Consider the following 1,404-nt stretch of genomic DNA (forward strand, 5'->3'; position numbering starts at 1 on the left):
TAGCTGCTTATCAAAAAGTGAAACGATAAATGAATTCAGCTAGGTACTCTGCATTGTGTCCATTGCAATAGATACGCAACGAGGCGGTATATTAGCAGAAAAAGTGTGATCTTCATCATTGTTGGTGTTTCATAAATGAGAATGAGTGAGTTCGTCAGTTCAGTGCTCATGTAATTCGAGAATAAAAAACGGCGCTTTAAGCGCCGTTTTTAAAGGGATGAAGCGGTGTTAAGAAGCTTGTTGATTGTCTAGTTCTTCACCAAGAAAACCGCCAGTTTGGTGTGCCCAAAGCTGTGCGTAGATGCCGTTATGAGCGATCAGCTCTTGGTGCGTACCTTGTTCTACGACGTTACCTTTGTCGAGAACGATTAAGCGATCCATCTGGGCGATGGTCGACAATCGGTGTGCTATTGCAATCACGGTTTTGCCTTGCATGAGCTCGTTCAAGCTTTCTTGGATAGCCGCTTCGACTTCTGAGTCCAGAGCTGAAGTCGCTTCATCCAGTACCAACAGCGGCGCGTCTTTCAATAACACACGAGAAATAGCGATACGCTGACGCTGACCACCAGACAACTTCACGCCTCGTTCGCCAACTTGCGCATCGTAGCCGACATTGCCAAATGGGTCTGTCAGTGTTTCGATGAACTCGTGAGCGTGCGCTTGTTTCGTCGCTTTAAGCAGTTCCTCTTCTGAGGCGGTTGGGTTGCCGTACAAGATGTTATCTCTTATTGAACGGTGCAAAAGAGACGTATCCTGTGTCACCATACCAATTTTCGAGCGCAACGAATCTTGCGTGACGTCAGCAATGTTTTGACCGTCAATCTTAATGCTGCCTTCTTCCACATCATGGAAGCGTAACAGCAAGTTCACCAACGTGGATTTGCCTGCGCCAGAGCGCCCAACCAAGCCGACTTTTTCGCCAGGTTTGATGTCGAGATTCAGATGGTTGATGACGCCTTTGTTTTCACCGTAATGAAAGCTGACGTTATCGAACTGGATGCCACCTTGAGATACGACCAAGTCTTTCGCATTCGGTTTGTCTTGGATATCGATAGGTTTGGACAGTGTTTTCATGCCATCCACGACAGTACCCATGTTTTCAAACAGGGCTCCTACTTCCCACATGATCCACATCGACATGCCGTTAACGCGCAGCGCTAGGCTGACCGCAATAGCAATGGCACCGACGCTAATCGCGCTGTCCAACCACAGATAAATCGACAAAGCCGCGACGGAAAACACCAAGATGTAGTTGGAGATTTCAACCGCCACGTCAAAGCCCGTAACCAAGCGCATTTGACGATAAACCGTGTTGAGAAATCCTTTCATGCCTTGTTCGGCATATTGGGTTTCTCGTTGGCTATGTGAAAACAGCTTCACGGTTTGGATGTTGGTGTAGCTGTC

General features: G+C 47.6%; 1 protein-coding gene. It reads right to left on the reverse strand.

From position 1 onward, the window contains the following. Positions 1 to 228 precede the first annotated feature (228 nt). A partial coding sequence (locus tag R7070_RS25250; protein ID WP_318141396.1) for an ABC transporter ATP-binding protein occupies positions 229 to 1,404 on the reverse strand: 1,176 nt, incomplete at its 5' end.

It is taken from the genome of Vibrio sp. 1557, assembly GCF_033340175.1.
In the GTDB taxonomy this organism is placed as follows: Bacteria; Pseudomonadota; Gammaproteobacteria; order Enterobacterales; family Vibrionaceae; genus Vibrio; species Vibrio alginolyticus.